At 65.9% G+C, this 20,957-nt stretch carries 15 protein-coding genes; 6 read left to right on the top strand and 9 right to left on the bottom strand.

Translation table 11 applies throughout. The annotated features are described in order from the left end of the window. Positions 1–32: 32 nt before the first annotated feature. Positions 33–1,310: a formyl-CoA transferase gene (gene frc, locus E8M01_RS11865; RefSeq protein ID WP_136960310.1), complete on the top strand. Its 1,278-nt coding sequence runs from the start codon at positions 33–35 to the stop codon at positions 1,308–1,310. 186 nt (positions 1,311–1,496) lie between these two features. Here the strand turns inward: frc and fdhF are convergent, their stop codons facing one another. Further along, entirely contained in the window at positions 1,497–4,271 is a 2,775-nt protein-coding gene (gene fdhF, locus E8M01_RS11860) for a formate dehydrogenase subunit alpha (protein WP_136960309.1), read from the bottom strand. Beyond that, the gene (locus E8M01_RS11855; RefSeq protein ID WP_136960308.1) at positions 4,268–5,980 is read right to left on the bottom strand and encodes an NADH-ubiquinone oxidoreductase-F iron-sulfur binding region domain-containing protein; all 1,713 of its coding nucleotides are present in this window, start codon (positions 5,978–5,980) and stop codon (positions 4,268–4,270) included. The genes fdhF and E8M01_RS11855 overlap by 4 nt, the downstream gene beginning before the upstream one ends. A 362-nt stretch (positions 5,981–6,342) precedes the next feature. Between E8M01_RS11855 and E8M01_RS11850 the strand changes: the two genes are divergently transcribed. The 4 genes from E8M01_RS11850 (at position 6,343) to E8M01_RS11835 (ending at position 11,874) form a co-directional block, all read left to right on the top strand. Next, on the top strand, positions 6,343–8,520 hold the full coding sequence (locus tag E8M01_RS11850; protein WP_136960307.1) for an acetate--CoA ligase family protein: 2,178 nt from the start codon (positions 6,343–6,345) through the stop codon (positions 8,518–8,520). A gap of 168 nt (positions 8,521–8,688) precedes the next feature. Further along, a complete protein-coding gene (gene sucC / locus E8M01_RS11845) occupies positions 8,689–9,885 on the top strand; it encodes an ADP-forming succinate--CoA ligase subunit beta (RefSeq protein WP_136960306.1) in 1,197 nt (398 codons plus the stop codon). An 11-nt stretch (positions 9,886–9,896) separates the two neighbouring features. After that, entirely contained in the window at positions 9,897–10,829 is a 933-nt protein-coding gene (gene sucD, locus E8M01_RS11840) for a succinate--CoA ligase subunit alpha (RefSeq protein WP_136960305.1), read from the top strand. 319 nt (positions 10,830–11,148) lie between these two features. Then, positions 11,149–11,874, top strand: coding sequence for a GntR family transcriptional regulator (locus E8M01_RS11835; protein ID WP_136960304.1), 726 nt, complete (start codon positions 11,149–11,151; stop codon positions 11,872–11,874). A 183-nt stretch (positions 11,875–12,057) separates the two neighbouring features. Here E8M01_RS11835 and E8M01_RS11830 read toward each other — a convergent pair whose 3' ends face one another. From E8M01_RS11830 to gcl, 6 genes are all read right to left on the bottom strand, one after another. Then, positions 12,058–12,879 (bottom strand): fumarylacetoacetate hydrolase family protein, encoded by an 822-nt coding sequence (locus E8M01_RS11830; protein ID WP_136960303.1) that lies wholly within the window; start codon positions 12,877–12,879, stop codon positions 12,058–12,060. Between the two features lie 44 nt (positions 12,880–12,923). Further along, a complete protein-coding gene (gene pyk / locus E8M01_RS11825) occupies positions 12,924–14,336 on the bottom strand; it encodes a pyruvate kinase (protein WP_136960302.1) in 1,413 nt (470 codons plus the stop codon). 63 nt (positions 14,337–14,399) lie between these two features. Then, the gene (locus E8M01_RS11820) at positions 14,400–15,428 is read right to left on the bottom strand and encodes a 2-dehydropantoate 2-reductase (protein WP_136960301.1); all 1,029 of its coding nucleotides are present in this window, start codon (positions 15,426–15,428) and stop codon (positions 14,400–14,402) included. A gap of 2 nt (positions 15,429–15,430) precedes the next feature. Continuing rightward, positions 15,431–16,336, bottom strand: coding sequence for a 2-hydroxy-3-oxopropionate reductase (locus tag E8M01_RS11815; RefSeq protein ID WP_136960300.1), 906 nt, complete (start codon positions 16,334–16,336; stop codon positions 15,431–15,433). 45 nt (positions 16,337–16,381) lie between these two features. Next, the gene (gene hyi / locus E8M01_RS11810) at positions 16,382–17,167 is read right to left on the bottom strand and encodes a hydroxypyruvate isomerase (protein WP_136960299.1); all 786 of its coding nucleotides are present in this window, start codon (positions 17,165–17,167) and stop codon (positions 16,382–16,384) included. 65 nt (positions 17,168–17,232) lie between these two features. Then, entirely contained in the window at positions 17,233–19,005 is a 1,773-nt protein-coding gene (gcl, locus tag E8M01_RS11805) for a glyoxylate carboligase (RefSeq protein ID WP_136960298.1), read from the bottom strand. A gap of 244 nt (positions 19,006–19,249) precedes the next feature. On the opposite strand from gcl, the gene bhcR reads away from it, so the two are divergent. Continuing rightward, a complete protein-coding gene (bhcR, locus tag E8M01_RS11800; protein WP_136960297.1) occupies positions 19,250–20,077 on the top strand; it encodes an HTH-type transcriptional regulator BhcR in 828 nt (275 codons plus the stop codon). On the opposite strand, the gene sucD (E8M01_RS11795) is transcribed toward bhcR, so the two are convergent. After that, a complete protein-coding gene (gene sucD, locus E8M01_RS11795; protein ID WP_136960296.1) occupies positions 20,074–20,955 on the bottom strand; it encodes a succinate--CoA ligase subunit alpha in 882 nt (293 codons plus the stop codon). The genes bhcR and sucD (E8M01_RS11795) overlap by 4 nt on opposite strands. Between the last annotated feature and the right edge of the window lie 2 nt (positions 20,956–20,957).

Raw genomic sequence — 20,957 nt, 5'->3', positions numbered from 1 at the left:
GCACCAACAGACATCCTGAACGGGAGGATTCCATGAGCAAGGCCCTCGAAGGCGTCAAAATCCTAGACTTCACCCATGTCCAGTCCGGGCCGACCTGCACCCAGTTGCTGGCCTGGTTCGGCGCCGACGTGATCAAGGTCGAGCGTCCCGGCGCCGGTGACATCACGCGCGGCCAGTTGCGCGACGTGCCGGACGCCGACAGCCTCTATTTCACCATGCTGAACCACAACAAGCGGTCGATCACGCTCGACACCAAGAACCCCAAGGGCATGGAAGTGCTGTGGGAGATGGTGAAGATCTGCGACGTGCTGGTGGAGAATTTCGCGCCCGGCGTGCTCGACCGCATGGGGCTGACCTGGAAGAAGCTCCATGAGGTCAATCCGCGCCTCATCGTCGCTTCCGTCAAGGGTTTCGGCCCGGGCCCCTACGAGGATTGCAAGGTCTACGAGAATGTCGCGCAATGCGCCGGCGGCTCGGCCTCGACCACCGGCTTCCGGGAAGGACCGCCGCTGGTCACCGGCGCGCAGATCGGCGATTCCGGCACCGGCCTGCATCTGGCGCTGGGCATCGTCACGGCGCTCTATCACCGCACCCATTCGGGCCTCGGCCAGAAGGTCGATTGCGCCATGCAGGACGGCGTTCTCAATCTCTGCCGGGTCAAATTGCGCGACCAGCAGCGCCTGGCGCATGGTCCGCTGAGCGAGTTCAGCCAATTCGGCGAAGGCGTGCCGTTCGGCGAGGCCGTGCCGCGCGCCGGCAACGATTCCGGCGGTGGCCAGCCCGGCCGCATCCTCAAGTGCAAGGGCTGGGAGACCGATCCCAACGCCTATATCTATTTCATCACCCAGGCGCCGGTCTGGGAGGCGATCTGCGATGTCATCGGCGAGCAGGGCTGGAAGACCGATCCCGGCTACGCCACGCCGCCGGCCCGCCTGCCGCGCCTGAACGAGATCTTCGGGCGGATCGAGCAATGGACCATGACCATGACCAAGTTCGAGGCCATGGACCTGCTCAACCAATATGACATTCCCTGCGGCCCGATCCTGTCGATGAAGGAGATCGCCGAAGAGAAATCGCTGCGCGAGACCGGCACGGTGGTCGAGGTCGATCATCCCAAGCGCGGCAAGTACCTGTCGGTCGGCAACCCGATCAAACTGTCCAACAGCCCGACCGACGTGAAACGGTCGCCGCTTTTGGGCGAGCATACCGAAGAGGTTCTGCGCGACGTGCTGAAATTCGACGAGAACCGCATCGCGGCGATCACCGAGTCGGGGGCCACCGGCGCCCGGCCGCGGGTCGCCGCGGAGTAGCCCCGCCCTCTAGCCTGGCAGTGCCCACCCTCCTTGGCTCCTCGAGAGCGACTAGGGGCGGAACCTTTCAGGGGTTCCGCCCTTTTTTTGGTGGAGCCGGCCGTTGCACTGGCCGCAAAAACGCACAAGACGACGCCGGCGAAGCCAGGGCTCCACCGGCGTTTCTGTTGTTGGGCTGCAACCGACTTATTCGGCAGCCGTGCTCATATGATCGTGCTCGGCCCGGGCGCGCACCGCGCAGAACTTGAATTCGGGGATCTTGCCCATCGGGTCGAGCGCCGGATTGGTCAAGAGGTTGGCCGCGGCCTCGGCGTAGCAGAACGGCATGAACACCATGTTCTCAGGCACGTCGCGATCGGAGCGCACCTTCACGGCAATGGCGCCGCGCCGCGTCTCCAGCCGGACCAGGCCGCCGGGTGCGATGCCGAGGCGGCCGAGATCCCTTGGAGACATCAAGGCGACCGCCTCGGGTTCGAGGTCGTCGAGCACGCCGGCGCGGCGGGTCATCGAGCCGGTGTGCCAATGTTCCAGCACCCGGCCGGTCGACAGCACCATCGGATAGTCGTCGTCGGGCAATTCGTCGGGCGGCACGATATGCGCCGGCACGATCCGGGCGCGGCCGCTTTCGGTCGGAAACCCCTTAGCGAAGATGATCTCGTTGCCCGGCTGGTCCGGCCCGTCGACCGGATAAGTCACCGCGCCTTCGCGCTCCAGGCGTTCCCAGGTGATGTTCCTGAACGAGGGCATGACCAGCGCCATTTCGGCGAAGACATCGGCGGGCCCGCCATAACTCCAGGCACAGCCCATGCGCCTGGCGATTTCCTGGATGATCCACCAATCCTGTTTCGCCTCGCCGGGCGGACGTACGACCTGGCGGGCGATCTGCACCCGGCGGTCGGTATTGGTGAAGGTGCCGACCTTTTCGGCGAAGGCCGAGGCCGGCAGCACCACGTCGGCATGGAAGGCGGTCTCGGTCAGGAACAGGTCCTGCACGACCAGGTGGTCGAGTTTGGCCAGCGCGCCGCGGGCATGGTTGAGGTCGGGGTCCGACATGGCCGGATTCTCGCCCTCGATATACATGCCGGTGATGTCGCCGGCATGGATCGCATTCATGATCTCGACGACGGTGAGACCCTTCTTCGGATCGAGCGACTGGCCCCAGAGCGTCTCGAAGATCGCCCGGACCTCGTCCTTCTCGACCGATTGGTAGTCCGGATAGACCATCGGAATGAGGCCGGCATCGGAGGCGCCCTGGACATTGTTCTGGCCGCGCAGGGGGTGCAGACCGGTGCCCGGCCGGCCGATCTGGCCGGTGACCATGGCGAGCGCGATCAGGCAGCGGGCATTGTCGGTGCCATGGACGTGCTGGCTGATGCCCATGCCCCAGAAGATGATCGAAGCGCGCGAGCGGGCATAGGCGCGCGCGACCTCCTTCAAGGTCTCGGCCGGAATGCCGCAGACCGCCGCCATCTCTTCCGGCGGAAAGGCCTGGATGCTCGCCTTCAGCCGGTCGTAACCTTCGGTATAGCCGGCAATGTATTGCTCGTCGGTCAGGCCCTCGGTGATGATCGTGTGCAGCAGCGCATTGAGCATGGCGACGTCGCTGCCGGGCTTGAAGGCCAGATGTTTCCAGGCATGGCGCGACAGGGTCTGGTGGCGCGGATCCATGATGACGAGTTTCGCGCCCGTCTTGACGGCGTTCTTCATGAAGGTCGCGGCGACCGGATGATTGATCGTCGGATTGGCGCCGATGACGAGGATCAGCTCGGCGTCGAGAGCCGCCGCGAAGGGGGCGGTGACGGCGCCGGAATTGACGCCTTCCATCAAGGCCGCCACCGACGAGGCGTGGCACAGCCTGGTGCAATGGTCGACATTGTTCGAACCGAAACCGGTGCGCACCAGCTTCTGGAACAGATAGGCCTCTTCGTTCGAACCCTTGGCCGAACCGAAACCGGCCAGCGCCTTGCGGCCCTTCTCGTCGCGGATCCGGGCAAGGCCGCTGGCGGCAATGTCGAGCGCCTCGTCCCACGAGGCCTCGCGGAAATGGGTCCAGGGATTGGCCGGGTCGACCTGGTCGCGGGCGTCCTTGGGCATGTTGGCGAGCCGCACCAGCGGCTTGGTCAGCCGGTGTGGGTGATGGATGTAATCGAAACCGAAGCGGCCCTTGACGCACAGCCGGTTGTGGTTGGCCGGGCCGTCACGGCCCTCGGCATAGATGATCTTCTCGTCCTTGACGTTGTAGCTCACCTGGCAGCCGACGCCGCAATAGGGGCAAAGCGAATCGACTTTCCTGTCGGCCCAGACCGTGCGGGTCTGGCGGTCGTCGAGAAAGGCCGCGGGCATCAGCGCGCCGGTCGGGCAGGCCTGGACGCATTCGCCGCAGGCCACACAGCTCGAACTGCCCATCGGGTCGTCGAAGTCGAAGACGATCTTGGCGCCGGCGCCACGATAAGCCATGCCGATGACGTCGTTGACCTGGACTTCGCGGCAAGCCCTGACGCACAGGCCGCATTGGATGCAGGCGTCGAGATTGACGCTCATCGCGGTGTGGCTGACGTCGGAGGGCCAGCGCCGGGCGGCCGGGAAACGGCTTTCGGTGACGCCGGTCCTGTCGGCCCAGGCCCAGAACTTCGAGGTCGGATCATGCGAGGTCGCGCGCGCCGGCTGGTCGGCGACCAAGAGTTCCATCACCATCTTGCGCGCCTTGTCGGCCCGTTCGGTGTCGCTATGCACCTTCATGCCGACCGTCGGTTTGCGCATGCAGGAGGCGGCCAGCACGCGCTCGCCTTCGATCTCGACCATGCAGGCGCGGCAATTGCCGTCGGCGCGGTAGTCCGGCTCGGGCTGATAGCAGAGATGCGGAATGGCGGTGCCGAGCCGCTGGGCGACCTGCCAGATGGTTTCGCCGGAGCGTGCCTCGACGCGCTCGCCATTCAGTTCGAAGGTGATCGTCTGGCTCATTCCGCAGCGTCCTTCGTCATGAATTCTTCCGGGAAGTAACGCATCACGCAGGTCAACGGATTGGCTGCCGCCTGGCCGAGGCCGCAGATCGAGGCGTCGCGCATCGCCTGCGACAGCTCGCCGAGCAGGTCCTGGTCCCACACCGGACGCTGCATCAGCGTGACGGCCTTCTGCGTGCCGACCCGGCAGGGCGTGCACTGGCCGCAGCTCTCGTCCTCGAAGAAGCGCATCAGGTTCAGCGCCGCGCCACGCATGTCGTCGCGGTCGGAGAGCACCACGACGGCGGCCGAGCCGATGAAGCAGCCATGTTTTTCGAGCGTGCCGAAATCGAGCGGGATGTCGTCCATCGCGGCGGGCAGGATGCCACCGGATGCGCCACCGGGCAGATATGCGTGAAAGCGGTGGCCGTCCTGCATGCCGCCGCAGAATTCCTCGATCAGCTCGCGAATGGTGACGCCGGCCGGCGCCAGCTTGACGCCGGGTTCCCTGACGCGGCCGGAGACCGAATAGCTGCGCAGACCGACGCGGCCATTGCGGCCGTGCGCATTCCACCAGCCATTGCCCTTCTCGACGATGTCGCGGATCCAGTAGAGCGTCTCGACATTGTTGATCAGGGTCGGCAGGCCGAACAGGCCAACCTGGAACGGGTAGGGCGGTTTGTGGCGGGGCAGGCCGCGCTTGCCTTCCAGGCTTTCGAGCAGCGAGGATTCCTCACCGCAGATATAGGCGCCGGCGCCCCGGCGCATGTGGATGACCGGGCCGCCCGGCGGCAGCCTGGCGAGTTCGCGGGTCAGGATTTCGCGCGCCAGCGGATATTCGTCGCGCAGATAGATATAGACGTCGCTTGCTTCCACCACATGGGCGCCGATCAACGTGCCTTCCAGGAAGCGGTGCGGATCGGTGTTGAGATAATAGCGGTCCTTGAAGGTGCCGGGCTCGCCCTCGTCGCCATTGACCGCCATCAAACGCGGCCCGGGCTCGCCACGCACGGCGCGCCATTTGCGCCCGGTCGGGAAACCGGCGCCGCCGAGACCGCGAAGGCCGGAATCGTCGAGCAGGGCGAGGATCGATTCGATGCTGCGCCGACCGGCGCGCAGGTCGTTCAGCAGCGCATAGCCGCCGCCGGCGACATAGGCGGCATAATCGACATAGTCGGTCCTGTGCACATGGGTGTCGCCGGCGGCGATCGCGGCGGTGACCGTCTCCGGCGTCGCGCGGTGAACGAAATGGTGGCCGACCTCGGCCACCGGCGCATGATCGCACAGGCCAAGGCAGGGCGCCCGCACCACGCGGACGCCGGCGGGGACGGTCTTTTCAAGGGTGTCGAGCAAGTCCTGCGCGCAATGCATCGCGCAGGTCAGGCTGTCGCAGACCCGGACGGTGAGCGGCGGGATCGACGGCTCACCCTCCTTCACGATGTCGAAATGGGCGTAAAAGGTCGCGGTTTCGAAGACCTCGGCGAAGGCGAGTTTCATCTGGTCGGCCAGCGCCGCCAGGTGGGCGACCGAAATCTGATGATAGCGATCCTGGATCAGGTGGAGGTGTTCGATCAAGAGATCGCGCCGGCGTGAACGGTCGCCCAGCAGCGCGTCGATCTCCTCGAGCGCGCGGGGATCGACCTGCCGGCCTTTCGGCGTCGATTTCGCACGCTTCCGGCCAAGACCCGGATGCTCGAAGAGCTGGACGTTGTGGTCGTGCTGCTGGCTCATCCGCCGAACATCCTCCCCGTTCGGAACCTGAAGTTCCGTTGGTCCCGCGCCGTTATGTCGGCGCTTGTGACGGACACGACGGTAGCCGAAAGAATCCGCCCTGCCAACTGCTGGTATCCATAATGCCAGGAGTTGGCGGTACGGCCCCTCATCCTTCACGCCCCGCGCGCGCCAAAGCGCCGTCGGCGTGGCCAGCGGCGGCCTGCGCTAAAATTCGCCGTGGCCAATCTCCCCCTCTTGACAGCAATGATGATTGGCATGCCAAATACCAAACGCCAAGATTACCCCAGCAGATGTGCGGGACAACCGCACGGCGCGACTGCGGATTTGGCGGAAAAAATTTCCACGGGAGGAAATCCATCATGGTGAACCAAGCTGCCGTACGGATCGATCAGCGCGACGCCGCGGTCGACAAAGCAATCGTCCGCAAGGTCCTGGATGGCGTCAAGGCGGACGGCCGCACCGGCCTGACCGCCCCCGAGGCGAAGATCGTCTGCGACGCCTATGACATCCCGCTGCCCAAGGAAGGCCTGGCCAAATCGGCCGACGAGGCGGTCAAGCTCGCTGCCAGCATGGGTTACCCCGTCGTCATGAAGATCGTTTCGGCCGACATCCTGCACAAGACCGATGCCGGCGGCGTCATCGTCGGGGTCAGGAGCGATGCCGAGGCCCGTGTCGCTCATGACACGATCCTGGCCAATGCCCGGACATACAAGGCTGACGCCAAGGTCGAAGGCGTCCAGGTACAGCAGATGTTGCCGTCGGGCGCGACCGAGACGTTGGTCGGCGCCATTACCGATCCGTCCTTCGGCAAGCTGGTCGCCTTCGGCCTCGGCGGCATCCTCGTCGAAGTGCTGAAAGATCTGACCTTCCGCCTGGCGCCGGTGAGCACCGCCCAGGCGCTCGACATGATCGGTTCGATCAAGGCCAAGGAAGTGCTCGACGGCGTGCGCGGGGCCGATCCGGTCAGCCGCGAGGCGCTGGCCGCCATCCTGGTGCAGGTCTCGGCGCTGCTCGACGATTTCCCCGAGATCGAGGAGCTCGACCTCAATCCGGTCTTCGCCACCAAATCCGGCGCGACCGCGGTCGATGCCCGCATCGTCTGCAATTTCGAACCGCGCGTGCAGCGCTTCCGGCCCGACCAGGCGGCGATCGTCGCATCGATGAACCGGATCTTCCACCCGGTCGCCGTGGCGGTGATCGGCGCGTCGAACGAGGCCGGCAAGATCGGCAATTCGGTGATGAAGAACCTGATCAATGGCGGCTACAAGGGCACCATCGTGCCGGTGCATCCGAAGGCCGATACGATCGAGGGCGTCAAAGCCTACAAGTCGGTGCTCGACTATCCCGGCGTGGTCGATGTCGCGGTCTTCGCCGTGCCGGCGCATCTGTGCGTCGCCGCCATGGAAGAGGTCGGCCGCAAACAGATCCCGGGCGCGGTGATGATCCCCTCGGGTTTCGCCGAAACCAACAATCAGGCGCTGCAGGACGAGCTGCTGGCGACCGCGCACAAGAACAATGTGCGCATCATGGGGCCCAATATCTACGGCTTCTATTATACGCCGGAGAACCTCTGCGCGACCTTCTGCACGGCCTTCGACGTCAAGGGCAAGGCGGCGCTCTCGTCGCAATCCGGCGGGGTCGGCATGTCGATCATCGGCTTTGCCCGCTCGACCAAGATGGGCGTGTCGTCGATCGTCGGCCTCGGCAACAAGTCGGATATCGACGAGGACGATCTCCTGACCTTCTTCGAGCAGGATCCGAACACCCAGCTCATCGCCATGCATTGCGAAGATCTGAAGGACGGGCGCGCCTTTTCCGAAGTCGCCTCGCGGGTCTCGAAAAAGAAGCCGGTGATCATGCTGAAGGCCGGCCGCACGGCCTATGGCGCCAAGGCGGCGGCCTCGCACACCGGCGCGCTCGCCGGCAATGACAAGATCTATGACGACATCCTGAAGGCCTCCGGCGTCATCCGGGCGCCGTCGCTGCGCGGCATGCTGGAATATGCCCGCGGCGTGCAGGTGCTGCCGGCGCCGAAGGGCGAGAACGTTCTGATCATCACCGGCGCCGGCGGATCGGGCGTGCTCTTGTCGGATGCCTGTTTCGACAATGGCCTGACCTTGATGAAGATGCCGGACGACCTGGATGCGGCGTTCCGCAAGTTCATTCCGCCCTTTGGCGCCGCTGGCAATCCGGTCGACATCACCGGCGGCGAGCCGCCGCTGACCTACCAAAACACCGTGCGCCTCGGCCTGACCGACGATCGCATCCATGCCCTGATCCTCGGTTACTGGCACACCATCGTGACGCCGCCGCTGGTCTTCGCCGACAAGATGATCGAGGTGGTCAACGAGGCCCGCGCCAAGGGTATCGACAAGCCGATCGTCGCGTCGCTGGTTGGCGATACCGAGGTCGAGCTCGCCTGCGAGAAGCTCTACGACCACGGCATCGTGGCCTATCCCTACACGACGGAAACGCCCGTCGAGGTGCTCGGCGCCAAATACAAGTGGGCCCGCGCGGCCGGCTTGATCAAGGCCTGAGGCCGAAACCCTTCCACGCGTTCGCATGGCATGACCAGCACTCCCTCCCCCGGTCGGGGAGGGAGCACGGTCGTGGCTTGCCCGCGGGCCGGAAACCATCAAGATCCGAAGACCCATGGCTGGCGCCTCGACAGGCTGAGCCGCTCTCCTGAAACCCGAGAGATCGTCATGAACATTCACGAATACCAGGCCAAGGGACTGCTCCGCGAATTCGGAGTGCCGGTCCCAGACGGTTATCCCGTGCTCAAGGCCGAAGATGCCGAGGCAGTCGCCCGCCAGCTGCGCGGGCCGGTCTGGGTGGTCAAGTCGCAGATCCATGCCGGCGGCCGCGGCAAGGGCAAGTTCAAGGAAAAGGCGGCCGGCGACAAAGGCGGCGTCAGGCTCGCGAGCTCGGTCGAGGAGGCTTCCGCCTTCGTCCGCGAAATGCTCGGCCAGACGCTGGTCACGGCGCAGACCGGCCCGGCCGGCAAGCAGGTCAACCGTGTCTATATCGAGGATGGCTCGGCGATCGCCAGCGAGTTCTATCTGTCGATGCTGGTCGACCGCGACACCTCGCGGGTCGCCTTCGTCGTGTCGACCGAAGGCGGCATGAACATCGAGGAAGTGGCGCATGACAATCCGGAGAAGATCAGGACCTTCTCGGTCGATCCGGCCACCGGCATCATGCCGCTGCACGGCCGCACGGTGGCCGAAACGCTGGGCCTGACCGGCGATCTCGCCAGACAGGCCGAAGATCTCGCGGCGAAGCTCTACCGGGCCTTCGTCGAGGAGGACATGGCGATGCTGGAGATCAATCCGCTTGTTGTCACCAAGGACGGCAAGTTGCGCTGTCTCGACGCCAAGGTGTCGTTCGACGACAACGCGCTGTTCCGCCACCCGGACCTGTTCAAGCTCCGCGACGAGACGGAAGAGGACGCCAAGGAGATCGAGGCGTCGAAATATGACCTCGCCTATATCGCGCTCGACGGCACGATCGGCTGCATGGTCAACGGCGCCGGTCTGGCCATGGCCACCCTCGACATCATCAAGCTCTATGGCGAGGAGCCGGCGAACTTCCTGGATGTCGGCGGCGGCGCCAGCGAGGAGAAGGTCACCGCGGCGTTCAAGATCATCACCGCCGATCCGCAGGTGAAGGGCATCCTGGTCAATATCTTCGGCGGCATCATGAAATGCGACGTCATCGCGCGCGGCGTCATCGCCGCGGTGAAGACGGTTGGCCTGGAAGTGCCGCTGGTGGTGCGGCTCGAAGGCACCAATGTCGAGGAAGGCAAGCAGATCATCCGGTCCTCCGGCCTCAACGTCATCCCGGCCGACGACCTTGATGACGCCGCCCAGAAGATCGTCGCCGCCGTGCGCGGGGCTTAAGGAAACAGATCATGGCCATTCTCATCGACAAGAACACCAAGGTCATCTGCCAGGGCTTTACCGGCAAGAACGGCACGTTCCATTCCGAGCAGGCGATCGCCTATGGCACCCGGATGGTCGGTGGCGTGGCGCCCGGCAAGGGCGGCCAGACCCATCTCGACCTGCCGGTGTTCAATACGGTCGTGGAGGCGCGCGATCGGACCGGGGCGCAGGCGAGCGTCGTCTATGTGCCGCCGCCGGGCGCCGCGGATGCCATCTGCGAGGCGATCCAGGCGGAAATTCCGCTGATCGTCTGCATTACCGAGGGCATTCCGGTGCAGGACATGATCAAGGTGAAACGTTCGCTGGAAGGCTCGAAATCGCGCCTGATCGGTCCAAACTGTCCCGGCATCGTGACCGCCGGCCAGTCCAAGATCGGCATCATGCCCGCCAATATCTTCAAGAGCGGCTCGGTCGGCATCGTCTCGCGTTCGGGTACGCTGACCTATGAAGCGGTGTTCCAGACCACGCGCGAGGGGCTTGGCCAGACCACTGCGGTCGGCATCGGCGGCGATCCGGTCAAGGGCACCGAATTCATCGACATGCTGGAAATGTTCCTGGCCGATCCGAAGACCGAAACGATCGTGATGATCGGCGAGATCGGCGGCGCGGCCGAGGAAGATGCCGCCCAGTTCATCCGGGATGAGGCCAGGCGCGGCCGCAAGAAGCCGATGGTCGGCTTCATCGCCGGCCGCACCGCGCCTCCCGGCCGTCGCATGGGCCATGCCGGTGCGATCATCTCGGGCGGCAAGGGCGGCGCCGAGGACAAGATCGCCGCCATGGAGGCCGCCGGCATCCGTGTCTCGCCGTCACCGGCGAGGCTCGGCAAGACGCTGGTGGAGCTGCTGAAAGGCGATCCGCCGGCGCGCGAGGAGCGCGGCGCCGAGATCGAGTGGTCGTTCTAGAGCCAGGCGTTGCGGGCTCCCGGCATCGCCCCTGCCAATCCTACGGCGTCTCGGACCCTCAGGTTCGAGGCGCTTTCGGCCGTGTGACCAATCGACCGGCGGTCGGCCTCCACCCCTGCAAAGCCCGCGGGCTGCATCGGTTGCGCGGCATGCGTGTGCCGCCGAGGTCGGCGCTGGCAAAATCATGCCGGAAAACCGCAATTTGGACGAAAGCAGGATGAAACGGGGATTTCAACGGAGCCCAGGCATCTGGTACACCATCGGCAAGAACCCGCCGCCGCCTCGCGCGGTCCGGCCCGACGATGCAGGAGTATGACCGTTGAAAGCCCCGTTGCGCGCGTCCCTGCCGGACAGCTCTGCGCCGAACCTCGTGCTCGAGCGTTTCGCGCCCGAGGAAACCTTCAAGACCAAGGTCTATGCCGCGTTGAAGAACGCGATCATCAACATGGATATCTACGGCTCGCGCGAGCCGACCTGGATCGACGAGCGCCAGCTGTCCGAGCGGCTCGGCGTCAGCCGCACGCCGGTGCGCGAGGCGGTGGCGATGCTCGAGCAGGAAGGCTTCGTGAAGTCGCTGCCGCGGCGCGGCATCGTGGTGCTGAAAAAGACCAAGAACGAAGTCGTCGAGATGATCCAGGCCTGGGCGGCGCTGGAGAGCATGGCCGCGCGGCTGGTGGTCGTGCGGGCGAGCGATGCCGAGATCGGCAAGCTGCGCACGCTGTTCAAGAACTTCAACGAGGCGCACAAGCCGGCCGAACATGTCAGCGAATATTCCTCGGCCAATATCGTGTTCCACCAGACACTGATCGGCCTCAGCGGCTCGCAATTGCTGATCGACATGACCAACAACCTGCTGCTCCACGTGCGCGGCATCCGTCAGATGACCATTGGCCGCGACGACCGGGCGAGCCGCTCGATCGTCGATCACCTGAAGATCATCGAGGCGCTGGAGCGCCGCGATATCGAGCTCGCCGAACGATTGTCGCGCGATCACACGCTCGGCCTCGCGGCCTATGTCGACGAACACGCCGATATCTTCGACTGAGGCGAGGCTCCTTCAGCTGAAGCCGGCCAACGAGCCCTGCATTTGGGGCAGCCATAAGCAACGTCAGTGCAATTCACGACATCCCCTCATCCCCGCGACAAAAGCTTCGCTTTTGCGCTGAAGGTGCTCGCGCCCTTGCGCGAGCCTCGAAGGACGGCCGCCCGATGAGCAAGGCGCCACCAGCTATTGCACGAAGCCGTTGGTCAGCGTGCCGATGCCGTCGATCGTCACCTCGATCGTGTTGGTCGGCTCCTTGATCGTGCCGACGCCGAGCGAGGTGCCGCAGCAGATGAGATCGCCCGGCACCAGCGTCATGTCGTGTGAAATGCGGCTGACCAGGTCGTGCGGCTGGAAGATCATGTCGGTGACCGAATAGTTCTGGCGCTCCTGGCCATTGAACACCGTGCGCACCGTCAGCCCGCCGGGCTCGATGCCGGTCGCCACCACCGGGCCGAACGGGCCGAAGCCATCGAAACTCTTGGCGCGCACCCATTGCGAGAAGGTCGGGTCGGCGGCGATCAGGTCGAGCGCCGTGATGTCGTTGACGCAGGTATAGCCGAAGATGAAATCACCGGCCTCGTCCGGGCTCACCTCGTGGCAGGTCTTGCCGATGATGATGCCGAGCTCGCCCTCATAGACGACCCGCCCGGAATAGGACGACGGCCGGGGGATCGTCGCGCCCGGCGCGGCGATCGAGGACGGCGCCTTCATCAGGTAGAGCGGTTCGGACGGCACCGGCACCGCCAGCTTGCCGGCGAGCGCGTGAAAATTGTTCCAGAGCGCGATGATCTTCGAGGGCGTCGCCGGGGCCAGCAGCTCGACGCTGGCCAAGGCCACGGTCTCGCCGGTCGGCGCCGCGCCGGCAAACATGCAGCCGGCGTGGACGGCGATGGCGTCGCCCGCGATCGTGCCGAAACCTTCGGCGCCGTTTCGCGCGAAACGGACCCACCGGGCCGTCGGATCGCCGCCGTGGTCGGCCGCCGGCCGGATTGATGCGCTGGACATGGTCTCTCCCTTGGGTCCGGCGGCGGCGGCCGAGATCGGCGATCTCAGACCGTCACCACCCTCAGATTGTTGGTGCTGCCGGACTGGCCGAACGGCACGCCGGCGACGACGACGAGGGTCTCGCCGGGCTTGACGTAGTCCGCGGCAAGCGCCTGGGCGACGGCCTGGTCGACCATCTGGCTATAGTCGGAGACCTCGTCGGAGCGGATGCTGTAGGTGCCCCAGAGCAGCGCCAGCCGGCGCGCCGTCTGCTCGTGCGGCGTCAGGCCGAGGATCGGCACCGGCGAGCGCTGGCGCGCGATGCGGTAGGCGGTGGTGCCGTTCTGGGTGAAGGCGACGACGGCGGAGGCGCCAATCGCATCGGCGACTTCCGCCGCGGCTGCCGCGACCGCATGTTGCGGCATGGCCTCGATCGCGGGTTTGAGGGCTTCGATGATCGGCCGGTAGGACCGGTGCTGTTCGGTGCGCCTGATGATGCGGTCCATGGTTTCGACCGCGTGAACCGGAAACTGGCCGGAGGCGCTTTCCGCCGACAGCATGACCGCATCGGCACCGTCATAGATGGCGGTCGCGACGTCGGAGGCTTCCGCCCGCGTCGGGGTTGGCGTCTGGATCATCGATTCGAGCATCTGGGTGGCAATGATCACCGGCTTGGCGGCCAGGCGGCAGAGCCGCACCAGGTCCTTCTGCGCACCCGGCACGTCCTCGGCGGGGATCTCGACGCCGAGATCGCCGCGCGCGACCATCACCGCGTCGGCCAGCGTGATGATGTCGTCGATGGCCGTCAGCGCCGAGGGCTTCTCGATCTTGGCCATGACGCCGGCGCGGCCGCCGACCAGCTGGTGCGCCTCGATCAGGTCGGAGGGGCGCTGGACGAACGAGAAGGCGACCCAGTCGACGCCGAGATCGAGGCCGAAGGCGAGATCCTCGCGGTCCTTCTCGGTGATCGGCGAGAGCTGCAGCACGGTGTCGGGCAGATTGACGCCCTTGCGGTCGCTGACCACACCGCCGACGGCGACACGGGCCTCGATCGCATCATTGGTCAGGCCGGTGACCACCAGGCGCACCTTGCCGTCGTCGACCAGCAGGTTGTGGCCGGGCATGACGGCTTCGAAGATTTCCGGATGCGGCAGCGGCAGATGGCCGGCATCGCTCGCGGTCTTGTCGAGGACGAGACGGATGGTCGAGCCGGTGGCGAGCGCCACCTTGCCGTCCTTGACCGCGCCGAGACGGATCTTCGGGCCCTGCAGGTCCTGCAGGATGGCGATCGGATAGTCGGCCTCGCGCTCGAGCGAGCGGATGATGTCGCGCCGGGCGCGGTGATCATCCTTGCTGCCATGGCTGAAATTCAGCCGGAAGACATCGACGCCGGCCTCGAACAGGCGGCGGATGGTGTCGGCGTCCGAACTTGCGGGCCCAAGGGTCGCAACGATTTTCGCGCGTCGATGTCTTTTCACGATGTCCTCACAATGGCTCGGCAGGTCGGCGGTGCTGGTCGGAATACCGCCGATTCGCGCGCATCATGAGGCGGCCAGTCGGCGCTCGTCCACCAGAGCGGTTTCGGCCGGGAAGGTCGGATAGAGGCCCTTCACCCGTCCCAGCTGCTGCACCAGCCCTAGCACCGCATCGATATAGGGCGTGTGAACCTTGACCAGCCGGCCCATTTCCTGGACGGCGGTCAAAAGCGCGTCGATCTCGAGCGGCCGGCCCTTGTCCAGATCCTGCAGCATCGAGGTGCGGTGGGCGCCGACACCGGCGGCGCCATTGATCCGGCGATCGACATCGACCCGGAAGGTGACGCCAAGGGTTTCGGCGATTTCCTGGGCCTCGAGCATCATGTTGCGCGACAAAGCCCGCGTGCCGGGATCGGTCGCGACGATGTCGAGGGTCGCCTGGGTCAGCGCCGAGATCGGATTGAAGCAGAGATTGCCCCACAGCTTGATCCAGATGTCGTCGCGGATATCGGGATAGAGGCGCGGCTTCAGGCCGCCGGCGGCAAGCGCCTCGGCGAAGCGGGCAAGCCGGTCGCTGGCGACCCGGTTGGGTTCGCCGAGGCCGAACTGGTCGCCATAGATATGTTTGATGACGCCCGGCTCGATGATCTCGGTCGCCGGATAGACCGTGCAGCCGATGGCGCGTTGCGGGCCAATGGCCCGCCATTGGCGGTCGCCCGGATCGACGCTCGCCAGGCGGAGATCGGCATAGGGTCCGTCGAGGCCGTGGAAATACCACCAGGGCACGCCGTTCTGGGCGGTGACCACGATGGTCTCCGGCCCGAGCAAGGGCTTGATGTCCTCGGCCGCCTCCCAGGCCTGGTGCGCCTTGAGCGCGACGATCACCACGTCCTGAGGCCCAAGGTCGCGCGACGCGCTGCTGGCGGGCATGCGCTCGGTGAGCTTTTCGTCCTTGAGCACGAGCTTCAGCCCATTGGCCTTGATGGCCTCCAGATGAGCGCCGCGAGCAACCAGCGAGACGTCGGCGCCGCCGCGCTTCAGCATCACGCCCATATAACCGCCGATCGCGCCGGCGCCGTAGATACAGATCTTCATGGTCATTCCCCCTTGGCTGTCGTCGCGCCGACCTGGTGGTTCGCCATCAGTTCCAGCGCGCGCACCATGGCCGAGTGGTCCCAGTTCTTGCCGCCATGGGCGACGCAGGCGTTGAACAGTTCCTGCGCGGTTGCCGTGTTCGGCAGCGACAGGCCGAGCGCGCGGGCGCCGTCGAGGGCGAGGTTCAGATCCTTCTGATGCAGTCCGATGCGGAAACCGGGCTCGAAGCTGCGCTTGACCATGCGGTCGCCATGGACCTCGAGGATCCGCGACGCGGCGAAGCCGCCCATTAGCGCCTGGCGGACCTTGGCCGGATCGGCGCCCGCCTTGGAGGCGAACAGCAGGGCCTCGCCGACCGCCTCGATGGTCAGGGCGACGATGATCTGATTGGCCACCTTGGTGGTTTGCCCGTCGCCATTGCCACCGACCAGCGTGATGTTCCGGCCCATCAGTTCGAGCAGCCCCTTGACCCGGGCAAACGCCGCCTCCGGGCCGCCGACCATGATGGTGAGGCTTGCCGCCTTGGCGCCGACCTCGCCGCCGGAGACCGGCGCGTCGAGATAAAGGCCGCCGGCAGCCTCGATGCGTCGGGCGAAGTCCTTGGTCGCCATTGGCGAGATCGAACTCATGTCGACGACGATTTTGGCCGCGCCCAGGCCGGCCGCGACCCCGTCGGGCGAAAACAGCACGTCCTCGACCTGCGGGGTATCGGGCAGCATCAGGAAAATGACGTCGCTCGCCTCGGCGACGGCTTTCGGCGTCGCGTGGACGACGACGCCCTTCTCCACGAGATCCGGCGCCACCGGCTTGTGGTGGCGCGAGACATGCAGACGATGATCGCCGGCGATCAGATGTTCCGCCATCGGACGGCCCATGATGCCCAGTCCGATGAAGCCGATTTCAGTCATGGCGTGACCTTTCTTCCGTTCAACATCGCGCAGCCGCCTTCGCCGTCACGCGGTCAGTTTTTGGCGGGGCAGCCAGGTCAGGCCCGCCAGGGTGTCGCGGGCTGGCCGGTATTCGCAGCCGACCCAGCCGGCGTAACCGATGGCGTCCAGGTGCCGGTACAGGAAGGGAAAGTTGATCTCGCCCGTGCCGGGTTCGTTGCGTCCGGGATTGTCGGCAAGCTGGATATGGCCGATCCGGTCGAGATGGGTCTCGATGGTCCGGGCCAGATCGCCCTCCATGATCTGCATGTGGTAGATGTCGTACTGGATGAACAGGTTCGACGAACCGACGTCGTCGATCAGGCGCAGCGCCTGGTCCGTCCGGTTCAGGAAGAAGCCCGGGATGTCGCGGGTATTGATCGGCTCGATCAGCAGCGCGATGCCCGCCTGTTCGAGTTCGTCGGCCGCCAGCCGCAGGTTGCTCACCAGGGTTTCATACAGGCGCGCGTGATCGACGCCTTCCGGCGCCACGCCGACGAGGCAGTTGACCTGGCTGCAGCCGAGCGCGGTGGCATAGTCGATCGCCCGGTAGACGCCGCTGCGAAACTCGCCGGCGCGGTCGGGCAGGATGGCGATGCCGCGCTCGCCGGCGTCCCAATGGCCGGCCGGCAGGTTGTGCAGAACCTGCGCCAGGTTCCAGCGCTTCAGGCGGGCGGCGAGCTCGAGCTTGTCGAAATCATAAGGGAACAGATATTCGACGCCATTGAAGCCGGCCTCGGCCGCGGCCTGGAACCGGTCGAGAAACGCCTGCTCGTTGAACAGCATCGTCAGGTTGGCGGCAAAACGCGGCATGGGCTTGTCCCGTCATTGCTGGGTGACGTCAGGCGCGGCGGCAGCCGCCGCGCCGCGGCTCGCTGTCATTCCGCCGGCTGGAGCTCGCGTTCCGGCACGGGCAGATCGAGCACCTCTTCGAACTCGACGACATTGTCGATCTCGGTGCCCATGGCGATATTGGTGACGCGCTCCAGGATGAACTCCATGACGACCGGCACCTGGTGCTCTTTCAGCCAGGCCTTGGCCTGGGCGAAGGCGGCCTTGAACTCGTTCGGACTGCGCACCCGGATCGCCTTGCAGCCAAGCCCTTCGGCCACCGCGACATGGTCGACGCCGTAGCCGGCGAGATCGGGGGCGTTGATGTTGTCGAAGGCGAGCTGGACTTGGAAATCCATGTCGAAGCCGCGCTGGGCCTGGCGGATCAGGCCGAGATAGGAGTTGTTCACGACGATGTGGATATAGGGCAGCTTGAACTGGGCCCCGACCGCCAGTTCCTCGATCAGGAACTGGAAGTCATAGTCGCCGGACAGCGCGACGATCTCGCGGTCGGGATCGGCGGCGCGGACCCCGAGCGCCGCCGGCAGCGTCCAGCCGAGCGGGCCGGCCTGGCCGCAATTGATCCAGTGGCGCGGGTTGTGGACGTTGAGGAACTGGGCGCCGGCGATCTGCGACAGGCCAATGGTCGAGATGTAGCAGACGTCGCGGCCGAAGGCCTCGTTCATCTCCTGGTAAACCCGCTGGGGCTTCAGCGGCACGTTGTCGAAATGGCTCTTGCGCAGCATGGTCTGGCGGCGGGCGAGGCATTCGCGCGACCAATTGTTGCGGTTCTTCAACTGCCCCTTGCCGCCGCGCTCGCGCGCCGCATCGACGAACAGCTCGAGCGCCGCCTTGGCATCGGAGACGATGCCGTAATCCGGGTTGAAGACACGGCCGATCTGGGTCGGCTCGATGTCGACATGCACGAAACGGCGCCCCTTGGTGTAGGTCTCGATCGAGCCGGTATGGCGATTGGCCCAGCGGTTGCCGATGCCGAGCACGAAGTCGGAGGCGAGCATCGTGGCATTGCCGTAACGGTGGCTGGTCTGCAGGCCGACCATGCCGGCCATCAGCGGATGATCGTCGGGAATCGCGCCCCAGCCCATCAGGGTCGGGACGACCGGCACGCCGGTCAGCTCGGCGAATTCGACCAGCAGTTCGGCGGCATCGGCATTGATGATGCCGCCGCCGGCGACGATCAACGGCCGCTCGGCCGCGTCCAGCATGGCCATCGCCTTGTCGATCTGGCGGCGCGAGGCGGCCGGCTTGTAGACCGGCAGCGGTTCATAGGTCTCGTCGTCGAATTCGATCTCGGCGAGCTGGACGTCCAGCGGCAGGTCGATGAGCACCGGACCCGGACGGCCCGAGCGCATGACGTGGAAGGCCTGCTGGAAGACGCGCGGCACCAGGCCGGGCTCGCGCACGGTCACCGCCCATTTGGTCACCGGCTTGGCGATCGCCTCGATGTCGACGGCCTGGAAATCCTCCTTGTAGAGCCGTGCCCGTGGGGCCTGGCCGGTGATGCAGAGGATCGGGATGGAATCGGCGATGGCCGAATAGAGCCCGGTGATCATGTCGGTGCCCGCCGGCCCCGACGTGCCGATGCAGACGCCGATATTGCCCGCCTTGGCGCGGGTGTAACCCTCGGCCATGTGGGAGGCGCCTTCGACATGGCGCGCCAGGATGTGGTGGATCGTCTGGCGGCTCCTGAGCGCGGCATATAGCGGGTTGATCGCCGCGCCCGGCACGCCGAAGGCTTGTGTGACCCCTTCGCGTTCCAGAACCCTGATCGCGGCCTCGATGGCCTTCATTTTCGGCATGGCGCATTCTCCCGACGAGATGCTATTGATTGGCATACCAGATCCCACAAGTCGGAGCCGGTCAATTTATTTCAGAAAGTTTTTTCGCCTTCACCGATGCAGAAAAATAGCCTTATAAAACAGCGCGTTATATTTCTTTCAGAATTCCGTATTGGTTCCTTCTGAAAAATTATTTCATTTTCCATTCGCCTGATCACCGCGCCTGTGTTCTGCTCGGCCGGCTGACGATTGCAGGAGCGCGGCAATGGCATTGGTCGAACCTCGCAAGGGCCGTGGGCGTCCGCGCTCGTTGAAGGCCGCGCTGGCGCCGGGATCGGTGCAGGCGCTGGACCGGGGGCTTGCGCTACTCGGCCTGCTTGCCGAGGAGGATGGGCTGACCCTGACCGAGCTCAGCCGCCGCTCCGGCGTCTCGGCCTCCACGGTGCACCGGGTGCTGCTGACGCTGGAAAGCCGCGGCTTCGTGCTGCACGACATGGATCGCGGCCATTGGCTTGTCGGCGTCGAGGCGTTCAAGATCGGCTCGGCCTTCCTGCGCAACCGGCGCATTGCCAGCATGGGCCGGACGACCATGCGGGCGCTGATGGAAGCGACCGGAGAAACCGTCAATCTCGGCATCGAGGACAATGGCGAGGTGGTGTTCATCTCGCAGGTGGAAAGCCATGACACGCTGCGCGCCTTTTTCCGCGCCGGCAGCCGTGGCGCCATGCATTCGTCCGGCGTCGGCAAGGCGCTGCTGGCCGAGTTTCCGGAACACCGGGTCCGGCAGATCTGCGGTGCAAGGCGCCTGCAACGCTTCACCGAGCAGACCCGCACCGATCTCGGGCTGCTGCTGCGCGAACTCGACGAGGCGCGGCGGCGCGGCTGGGCGCTCGACGACGAGGAGCGCACCGTCGGCATGCGCTGCGTGGCCGCGCCGATCTTCAACGAACATGCCGAGGTGATCGCCGGGGTTTCGATATCGGGACCGGCGGTGCGCGTGACGCTGCGCAAGCTCGATGAGTTCGGCCCGATGGTGCGCCGGGCCGCCGACGAGATCACCGCCTCGATCGGCGGGCGGCGTCCCGGGCCCTAGCGCCGCTCGGCAAGCGCCTGCCGGATGGTTTCGCCGACCAGATGCGGGCTCGGCGCGATCCTGACGCCGGCCGCTGCCAGCGCCTTGATCTTGGCCGCGGCATCGCCGGTGCCGCGCAAGGTCAAAGTGCCGGCATGGCCCATCCGGCGCGCCGGCGGAGCCTCCCGGCCGACGATCAGCGCGACGATGGGCTTCGACGGCCGGAGCCCCGCGATGTAATCGGCGACCTCTTCTTCCTCGGTGCCGCCGATCTCGCCGATCAAGACGACGCCTTCGGTATCGGCATCGTCGAGCAGCCGTTCGAGGCATTCGCGCATGCCGATGCCATGGATCGGGTCGCCGCCGATCCCGACCGTGGTCGACTGGCCGAGGCCGGCGGTGGTGATCTGGGCCACCACCTCGCTGGTCAGCGATGCCGAGCGCGAGACGATGCCGATACCGCCGGGGCGCTCGCTGCCGGTCGCCATCACGCCGAGCTTGCCGATGCCCGGCACCAGGATGCCTTGCGAGTTGGCGCCGACCAGGATGGTGCGCCCGCCTTTCAGCGCGTCGCGCACCCGAACCATGTCGAGCACCGGCACCCGCTCGGTGACGACCACGACCAGCGGCATCTCGGCCTCGATCGCCTCGATCATGGCGGCGGCTGCGGTGGGTGGCGGCACGAACAGGATGCTGGCATTGGCGCCGGTCTCGCGACGGGCATCGGCAACCCGGTCATAGACCGGCAGGTTGAGATGCGAGCGGCCGCCCTTGCCGGGCGTCACGCCGCCGACGACCTTGGTGCCATATTCCATCATGCGCGCCACGTGGTGGGTGCCGGCCCAGCCGGTCATGCCCTGGCAGATGGCGCGGGTATCGCGGTCCAGAAAGACGGCCATGG

It is taken from the genome of Phreatobacter stygius (assembly GCF_005144885.1).
GTDB classification, from domain to species: domain Bacteria; phylum Pseudomonadota; class Alphaproteobacteria; order Rhizobiales; family Phreatobacteraceae; genus Phreatobacter; species Phreatobacter stygius.
This window is presented reverse-complemented; position numbering and strand designations above follow the sequence as displayed.

Excerpts from the sequence above, each read along its gene's own strand:
- frc (WP_136960310.1), top strand. The coding sequence starts at position 33 with ATGAGCAAGGCCCTCGAAGGCGTCAAAATCCTAGACTTCACCCATGTC.
- fdhF (WP_136960309.1), bottom strand. The coding sequence starts at position 4,271 with ATGAGCCAGACGATCACCTTCGAACTGAATGGCGAGCGCGTCGAGGCA.
- E8M01_RS11855 (WP_136960308.1), bottom strand. The coding sequence starts at position 5,980 with ATGAGCCAGCAGCACGACCACAACGTCCAGCTCTTCGAGCATCCGGGT.
- E8M01_RS11850 (WP_136960307.1), top strand. The coding sequence starts at position 6,343 with ATGGTGAACCAAGCTGCCGTACGGATCGATCAGCGCGACGCCGCGGTC.
- sucC (WP_136960306.1), top strand. The coding sequence starts at position 8,689 with ATGAACATTCACGAATACCAGGCCAAGGGACTGCTCCGCGAATTCGGA.
- sucD (WP_136960305.1), top strand. The coding sequence starts at position 9,897 with ATGGCCATTCTCATCGACAAGAACACCAAGGTCATCTGCCAGGGCTTT.
- E8M01_RS11830 (WP_136960303.1), bottom strand. The coding sequence starts at position 12,879 with ATGTCCAGCGCATCAATCCGGCCGGCGGCCGACCACGGCGGCGATCCG.
- E8M01_RS11820 (WP_136960301.1), bottom strand. The coding sequence starts at position 15,428 with ATGAAGATCTGTATCTACGGCGCCGGCGCGATCGGCGGTTATATGGGC.
- E8M01_RS11815 (WP_136960300.1), bottom strand. The coding sequence starts at position 16,336 with ATGACTGAAATCGGCTTCATCGGACTGGGCATCATGGGCCGTCCGATG.
- hyi (WP_136960299.1), bottom strand. The coding sequence starts at position 17,167 with ATGCCGCGTTTTGCCGCCAACCTGACGATGCTGTTCAACGAGCAGGCG.
- gcl (WP_136960298.1), bottom strand. The coding sequence starts at position 19,005 with ATGCCGAAAATGAAGGCCATCGAGGCCGCGATCAGGGTTCTGGAACGC.
- bhcR (WP_136960297.1), top strand. The coding sequence starts at position 19,250 with ATGGCATTGGTCGAACCTCGCAAGGGCCGTGGGCGTCCGCGCTCGTTG.
- sucD (WP_136960296.1), bottom strand. The coding sequence starts at position 20,955 with ATGGCCGTCTTTCTGGACCGCGATACCCGCGCCATCTGCCAGGGCATG.